The organism is Phyllobacterium sp. P5_D12 (genome assembly GCF_054049495.1).
This window is the reverse complement of record NZ_JBFUMG010000203.1, coordinates 1-7,642: the sequence shown is the minus strand read 5'-3', so window position 1 is coordinate 7,642 and position 7,642 is coordinate 1. Positions and strand designations below refer to the sequence as shown.

Annotated in this window: 8 protein-coding genes; 6 read left to right on the top strand and 2 right to left on the bottom strand. The window is 56.9% G+C overall.

Features of this window, described 5'->3' with window-relative positions; translation table 11 throughout:
• Nucleotides 1-166 precede the first annotated feature (166 nt).
• Nucleotides 167-415, bottom strand: a complete 249-nt coding sequence (locus tag ACXJ5O_RS14430) for a DUF2188 domain-containing protein (protein WP_112523979.1) — start codon at nt 413-415, stop codon at nt 167-169.
• 204 nt (nt 416-619) lie between these two features.
• Between ACXJ5O_RS14430 and ACXJ5O_RS14425 the strand changes: the two genes are divergently transcribed.
• Nucleotides 620-1,495, top strand: a complete 876-nt coding sequence (locus ACXJ5O_RS14425; RefSeq protein WP_457300486.1) for an aldo/keto reductase — start codon at nt 620-622, stop codon at nt 1,493-1,495.
• Here the strand turns inward: ACXJ5O_RS14425 and ACXJ5O_RS14420 are convergent.
• Complete coding sequence (locus tag ACXJ5O_RS14420; protein WP_457300485.1) at nt 1,492-1,962, bottom strand: NUDIX domain-containing protein; 471 nt, start codon at nt 1,960-1,962, stop codon at nt 1,492-1,494. The two genes, ACXJ5O_RS14425 and ACXJ5O_RS14420, sit on opposite strands and share 4 nt — an antisense overlap.
• 293 nt (nt 1,963-2,255) lie before the next feature.
• Between ACXJ5O_RS14420 and ACXJ5O_RS14415 the strand changes: the two genes are divergently transcribed.
• The 5 genes from ACXJ5O_RS14415 to pstB all read left to right on the top strand — a co-directional run.
• On the top strand, nt 2,256-2,513 hold the full coding sequence (locus tag ACXJ5O_RS14415; RefSeq protein WP_112524224.1) for a DUF982 domain-containing protein: 258 nt from the start codon (nt 2,256-2,258) through the stop codon (nt 2,511-2,513).
• 387 nt (nt 2,514-2,900) lie between these two features.
• Complete coding sequence (locus ACXJ5O_RS14410; protein ID WP_457300484.1) at nt 2,901-3,941, top strand: substrate-binding domain-containing protein; 1,041 nt, start codon at nt 2,901-2,903, stop codon at nt 3,939-3,941.
• An 85-nt stretch (nt 3,942-4,026) separates the two neighbouring features.
• The gene (gene pstC, locus ACXJ5O_RS14405) at nt 4,027-5,493 is read left to right on the top strand and encodes a phosphate ABC transporter permease subunit PstC (protein ID WP_457300483.1); all 1,467 of its coding nucleotides are present in this window, start codon (nt 4,027-4,029) and stop codon (nt 5,491-5,493) included.
• A complete protein-coding gene (gene pstA / locus ACXJ5O_RS14400; protein WP_457300482.1) occupies nt 5,490-6,809 on the top strand; it encodes a phosphate ABC transporter permease PstA in 1,320 nt (439 codons plus the stop codon). Before pstC ends, pstA begins: the two co-directional genes overlap by 4 nt.
• A 70-nt stretch (nt 6,810-6,879) precedes the next feature.
• On the top strand, nt 6,880-7,642 hold a 763-nt coding region (gene pstB, locus ACXJ5O_RS14395; protein WP_457300487.1), incomplete at its 3' end, for a phosphate ABC transporter ATP-binding protein PstB.

Below are 7,642 nucleotides of genomic sequence, written 5' to 3'. Positions count from 1 at the left end.
GGTTCAATTCCAGCAAACGGTCGCGATCGGGGCCCGGCTCGAGATAGGGGATCTCCTCGAGTTCGAATTCAGCGCCGGCTTTGAGCAGCGCCAATTCGACGATAACCGACCCGCAACCTTCCGATCCGATGAGGACATACTTGCTCATTGCCGCTTCCTAGCTCCATCAGGTCTTGGCATCATCCTCGACATCGACTTCAGGCCGGTCACTTCCCCTGACCGATTCCTGATGCCATGTGCCATCTGAAGTTTCATAGCTGATCTGCGCATCCTCGCCGCCAATTTGCTGGCGTTTGGCTGCCTCCCTGGCAGCTCTCAATGCGGCGTCGTGGGAGGGAAACTTCTCAGACCAGACGTCTCCGAGCTTGTAGGCCCAACCGCCGTCATGGGCATGGACATGATAGGTGAGATGCATGAAAGTTCTCCATTTGGACCGACTGATCTCATTGCAGGGTGCAGCATATCAGGCGAAAAGAAAATGAACCGCCGAAGATTTTGTTCCAGTCAAAATCCCGATCGATGGCAAAGTAAATCTTCAGTGATTTGTCGAACGAATTGCCGCGGCGTTTAATGTAGCACACTTATCTCACGCTCAATCAACCAAGCGAAAGGATGGGACATGTCCAAATCCAATGCAGCGCTTTCGGGCACATTCAGAATTGGCGGAGACATCGAGATCAATCGCCTCGGCTTCGGCGCCATGCGAATTACGGGTCCAGGGATCTGGGGTGAACCGGCCGATCGTGCGGAAGCGATACGCACGTTGAAACGGCTTCCCGAACTTGGCGTCAATTTCATCGATACCGCCGATTCCTACGGTCCCAATGTCTCCGAAGAGTTGATCAGGGAAGCGTTGCATCCCTATCGCGGTATGTTGATCGCAACGAAAGCCGGGCTTGCGCGTACCGGCCCGAACCTGTGGACCCCGCTCGGGCGGCCGGAATATTTGATCCAGCAGGCCTATACGAGTTGCCGCCGGCTTGGCGTGGAACAGATCGGTCTCTGGCAATTGCACCGGATTGATCCGAAGGTGCCGGGAGACGAGCAATTTTCGGCGGTAAGGAAGCTCCTTGATGATGGTGTCATCCGTCATGCCGGCCTTAGCGAGGTATCGGTTGCYGCCATCAAGGCAGCATCGAAGCATTTTAAAGTGGCGACGGTCCAGAACCGCTACAATCTTGTYGATCGAACCAGCGAGGACGTGCTCGACTATTGCAGTGAAAACAATATCGGGTTCATTCCGTGGTTTCCGCTTGCAGCGGGCGATCTGGCCAAGCCTGGATCTCTCCTCGACAAGATGGCTTCGGCGCACGGGGCCGGTCCAAGCCAAATCGCGCTGGCCTGGGTCCTGAAGCGCAGCCCGGTGATGTTGCCGATCCCGGGTACATCAAGGGCGGCGCATCTGGAGGAAAACATCGCTGCCGCGGCAATTGACCTTTCCAACGAGGAATTCGCCGCGCTCGATGCGGAAGGAAAGGCGTGGAAGGCCGGCTAATCAATCCGGGGCGCAAGCATCTCCTGAAGGCGATCAAGGAGCGGGCGCTGGCCCGCGATGATTTTGCGGTGCGCATCATCGAATGAAAACCACTGAGCGCGGTCGACTTCCGGAAAGATTTCCTTGCGTCCGCTCCGAGGCGGCCATTCGATTTCAAAGGTATTGCTGACGAATCTGGTCACGTCGAAATCGCCTTCGAGCGCAAATCCGGTCACAACCTTGCCGCCCGCTTGGCGGATGGAGCCCAGAGACTGGAGTTCTCCATCAAGAGCCATGCCTGTTTCCTCGGCAAATTCGCGTCGTGCCGTCAGTTCCGGATCATCGCCTTCGCTATACTCGCCTTTCGGAATAGACCAGGTCGAGAGATCCTTGTTGCGCCAGAAGGGGCCGCCGGGATGCACCAGCAAAACCTCATGATCGTTGCCGTTCCCGCGGTACATGAGAATGCCGGCGCTCTGCTTTGCCATGCGTTTCTCCTCGGGTCACTTGATCTGAACCGTTTTGGCAAGCGGGAACAAGAACAAAGCCAGAACCAGTAATCCGGCGGGACTACGGAACGATTGAAATAGGTGTATCGTCCGAATTGGGGTATTGCAGGGTAAATGCAAATCTGAGATCATCGCTCATCCTAGAAGTCCAAATAAAAAGACCAGGGGACAGGAGGAAACATAGTTCGTAATTCTCGATGGAGTACAACTATGATTTCGAATTCAAGCTACGCAAATATCGCTGTTTCGTACAAAACGGGAGGCAGCGGGTCATGAACGACAAGTCTTTTTCATCTCCAGTACTGATCAGTCTCGGTGCCATGGGGCTTCGCCTCGTCTCTTCGGCATGGGAGGCATTGGAGTGTCTGAAGAACCAATGGCCGCAGCAGGATGGGGTCGAATACCGGCGTGCCACGCGAATGTGCCGGGATGCCCTCGAAGGCTGGATGCCGCCGGCAAAGGCAAGGCAAGCATTCGTCATTGCCGCGCAGCGCGCGGGTGTGTTGATAGGCAAGCCCACGTTGAAATGAGCTGAAGTGGCGCGAGGTTGCTGCAGCGGATACTCCTGTCTCGCGCCGTCCGCATGGGCGCGAGAATTAGAGTCCTGACCGTCTTTTGCACTGGCGCAGAGATGACGCAGCTGTGCAAAGCGGCTTTTGTCGCTTGCGGTTGTAAAAGCTGTCGCAATTCTCCCGAAGGATGTTATTGAAATCGTTGAATCTTTGACGGTCATCGCCCTCGGGTAAGATGGGCACAGCCGGCTTACAATTCATTTAATTGAACAATTTCAATTCGTTAAGGTGCGCATTTCTGCGACCCTCCCCTTGTGACCAAACTGTAATATATCTGTCACATGACTGTTATAAACCTTCTGTAGACAGCGCTTACTTCAACAGCTTTCTAACGGGAGTAACACAATGAACAAGCTTCTAACTACAGCCGCAGTGCTTGCGATGGCCGTAGGCGCGTCCACGGTCGCAGCGTCTGCACGCGACCAGGTCCAGGTGTCGGGCTCTTCGACGGTCCTGCCATACGCCAAGATCGTTGCCGAAACCTTCGGTGAAACATATCCCAATTTCAAGACGCCAGTCGTTGAATCCGGTGGTTCCGGCGCAGGCATCAAGGAATTCTGCAAGGGCGTTGGCGAAGACACGGTCGACATTGCCAATTCATCCCGCCCAATCAAGGAAAGTGAATTGAAGTCTTGCGCCGATGCAGGCGTCAAGGACGTCGAGGAAATCCGCATCGGCTACGATGGCATCGTTTTCGCCACCGACATCAAGGGTCCAGATTGGGCTTTGGCACCGAAGGACATTTACACAGCGCTTGCCGCCCAGATCGTTGTTGACGGCAAGCTCGTCGACAATCCAAACACCAAGTGGAACCAGGTGAGCCCGGCCCTCCCGGACTGGGATATTGCCGCTTACATTCCTGGCGAAAAGCACGGCACACGCGAAGTTTTCGAAGAGAAGCTGATGACCGGTGGCTGTAAAGCTACTGGGGCTGCCGATGCGATCAAGAAGCTCGGCCTTGACGAAAAGGCCGCTGCCGCTGCCTGCGTCAAGATCCGCAAGGATGGCAAGGCAATTGATATCGATGGCGATTATCCGGAAACGCTGGCTCGTATCGATGCCAACAAGACCGGCGTTGGCGTGTTCGGCCTCGCATTCTACGAAAACAATGCCGACAAGCTGAAGGTTGCTACGGTTGAAGGTGTTGTTCCGAGCACGGAAACCATTTCTTCCGGCAAATATCCGGTTTCGCGCCCGCTGTTCTTCTACGTTAAGAAGGCACATCTCGGTGTCATTCCTGGTCTGAAGGAATATGTCGACTTCTTCCTTAACGATCAGATGATCGGCCCGGACAGCCCGCTCGTCGAGTACGGCCTGGTTGCTGCCCCGGATGCAGAACGCAAAGCTCAGCGCGATGCATTTGCTGCCGGCACAACAATGAAGTAAGCTTCGGCTTACGTAAACGGGCGGCTTCGGCTGCCCGTTTATCTTTTTAATTGACGTGAATTTTGCGGGACGGGGAAGATCCTAGATGTCCACTTTAATGGTGCTTGTGATTGTCATAGCGATTGCCGCGGCAGGATACTTCATCGGTCGCCAGCGCGCTGTCAGCAAAGAGGGTGGAAACGTCAAGCCCCATTCCCTGCCGCATTATCATGGATGGTGGGTTTTCCTGGCTTCTGCGCTCCCGGCTATCCTTTTTATCGCGGTTTGGGCCGCCGGGACAGGCGTTTACCTCGAGCGTTCAGCCATTGCCGAGCTGCCAACGCGCACAGCCGACACCGTCATTGCCAGCCAAAGCCTTGAGCTTGGCATGGTCAGCGGGATTGCTCGCGGTCTGGACAGGCTTAGCGATGCAGAACGGGCCAATCTTCCGCAAACCTTTGCAGAGTTGCAGCCGCTTCTCGCCAGCAAGGGTGTGGCGCTTGCGACCGAGGGTCAGGATTATATGATCCCCATCGCCGCCGAGTGGAACAGGAACACCGTGTGGGCGAGCAGTATCGGTGGAGTTGTCGCGATAGTGCTGGCACTTGCCGGCGCGGTCTTCGGCCTCTCCGGCGTCCATGTCCGGGCGCGGGCGCGCAACAACGTGGAACGTGTTATCCTTGGCGCGCTCATCGCGGCGTCGGGTATCGCCATCCTGACTACCATCGGCATCATCCTGTCGATGCTGTTCCAGACAATAACCTTCTTCCAATCCGTATCGCCTTCGACGTTCTTCTTCGGCACGGTCTGGGATCCGCGCTTTGCAGCAGCGGGTTCCGGTGGTTCGCAAGGACAGTTCGGCCTGATCCCTCTGCTCGCCGRCACGCTTTATATCGCGTTCGTTGCCATGCTGTTCGCCGTCCCGGTCGGCCTGTTCGCCGCCATCTATATGGCGGAATATGCAAGCCGCAGCGTACGTTCCGTCGTCAAGCCGCTGCTTGAGGTGCTGGCCGGTATTCCGACGATCGTCTATGGCTTCTTCGCGCTCGTCACAGTCGGTCCATTCCTGCGCGATCTCAGCGCTGCACTTTCCGGCGGTTATGCCTTTATCCAGGCGCAGAGCGTTTTGACTGCGGGCATCGTCATGGGCGTCATGCTGATCCCCTTCGTCTCTTCGCTTTCCGATGACATCATCACCGCGGTTCCTGGCTCGCTGCGCGATGGATCACTGGGCCTCGGTTCGACCAAGTCGGAAACAATCCGCCGCGTGGTTCTTCCAGCAGCCTTGCCGGGCATCGTCGGTGCGCTGCTTCTGACTGCATCGCGCGCCATCGGCGAAACCATGATCGTTGTGCTGGCCGCCGGCGTTGCCGCCAACCTCAACATCAATCCTTTCGAAGCGATGACGACGATCACCGTCAAGATCGTCAATCAGCTGACGGGGGATCTCGAATTCAACTCACCGCAAACGCTGGTGGCGTTCGCCTTGGGCCTCACCCTCTTCTTCATCACTCTGGCGATGAACATCTTTGCGCTCTACATCGTGCGTAAGTATCGGGAGCAGTACGAATGACCGACATAGCCCTCAATCCCGCTGCACCCACAACTGCACGGCCAGCACGCCGTGACATTGGGCTGAAGCGCCGTTATGCCGCCGAACGCCGTTTCAAGCTCTACGGTATCGCCGCGATTGCCATCGGTCTCTTCTTCCTGGTCGCCTTGATGTATTCGGTGTTTTCCAACGGTTACACGGCCTTCTGGCAGACCGAGGTCAATCTTGCGATCAATCTCGACCCGAAGATCATCGATCCCGACAACAAACGCGCTACTGATCCGAACGTTTTGCTGACAGCCAATTATCCGATCCTGGCGCGCAATGCACTGGCGGAAAAACTGGGCGTGCCGGCGACGAACAAACCCGCGATGCGTGAACTCGGCAAGCTGTTCTCGGAAGGGGTGCGCGGACAATTGCGCGACCTCGTCGTAGCCAATCCTTCGCTTATTGGCACGACGCAGAGTGTCTGGGTGCTGACTGGTGCGGATATCGATTCCGCCTTCAAGGGCCAGATCGATCTCACCGTCGATCAGACCCGCCGCAAGGTTTCGGACCAGCAGGTCGGGTGGATGAACAAGCTGAAGGGTGAGGGCGCGATGTCCCAGCGCTTCAATACCGGTCTTTTTACCTATGGCGCGTCAAGCCGGCCCGAGACATCCGGTCTTGGCGTTGCGCTCATCGGCTCGCTCTATATGATGCTGATCGTCCTTTGTCTCTCCCTGCCAATTGGCGTCGCAGCGTCCATCTATCTTGAGGAATACGCCAAGAAGAGCCGGCTGACGGATATCATCGAAGTCAATATCAATAATCTCGCGGCTGTTCCGTCGATCGTGTTCGGCCTTCTCGGATTGGCCGTCTTCATCAACTTCTTCCATATGCCGCGCTCGGCCTCGCTGGTCGGCGGTATGGTGCTGACGCTGATGACATTGCCGACGATCATCATCGCGACACGCGCAGCGCTGCGAGCCGTTCCGCCATCGATCCGCGCGGCGGCTCTGGGCGTCGGAGCGTCGAAGACCCAGATGGTTTTCCACCACGTCCTGCCGCTGGCCGCCCCCGGCATCCTGACCGGCACGATCATTGGTCTTGCGCATGCGCTCGGTGAAACGGCTCCGCTGCTTCTGATCGGCATGGTCGCTTTCGTCGCCAACAGCCCGGTAACGCCGCTCGATCCTTCCACGGCGCTGCCAGTGCAGATCTATATGTGGGCCAACGAGGCGGAGCGCGCCTTTGTCGAGCGTACATCTGGCGCTATCATCGTGTTGTTGATTTTCCTCGCGGTCATGAACATCACAGCTATCATTCTGCGTCGCCGCTTCGAGCGGCGGTGGTAACGGGTCGGGAAAGGCTCTAATTATGAACCTGATGACGGAACGAAATCTCGAAAAAGCGGTAAACGACAAAATGAGCGCTCAGGGAAATGCGATCAAGATGCAGGGCACGGACGTCACCGTCCACTATGGTGACAAGCAAGCCCTGTTCGGTGTCAGCCTCGATGTGCCGGAGAAGATGGTAACGGCCCTGATCGGCCCCTCGGGTTGCGGCAAGTCCACCTTCCTGCGCAGCCTGAACCGCATGAACGACACGATCGAAGGCTGCAAGGTCGGCGGCCTTCTTACGCTCGATGATGAGGACATCTACAATCCGAAAATCGACGTGGTGGAACTCAGAGCCCGCGTGGGCATGGTATTCCAGAAGCCCAATCCCTTCCCGAAGTCGATCTTCGAGAACGTGGCGTATGGACCGCGTATTCATGGTCTTGCCAAGAACCGCCAGCAACTCGATGAAATCGTCGAGAAGAGCCTGCGCCGCGCCAGCCTGTTCGAAGAGGTGAAGGATCGCCTGCACGAAGCGGGTACAGGTCTTTCCGGCGGCCAGCAGCAGCGCCTGTGCATTGCACGCGCCATCGCCGTCAGCCCGGAAGTCATCCTCATGGATGAGCCTTGCTCGGCGCTCGATCCCATCGCCACTGCCAAGGTGGAGGAACTGATCGACGAATTGCGCGAGAATTATACGATTGTCATCGTGACGCACTCGATGCAGCAGGCGGCGCGCGTATCACAGCGCACCGCGATGTTCCATCTGGGCAATCTTGTCGAGGTAGGTGATACGGAAATGATGTTCACCAGCCCGACGGAAAAGCGCACGCAAGACTACATCACCGGAC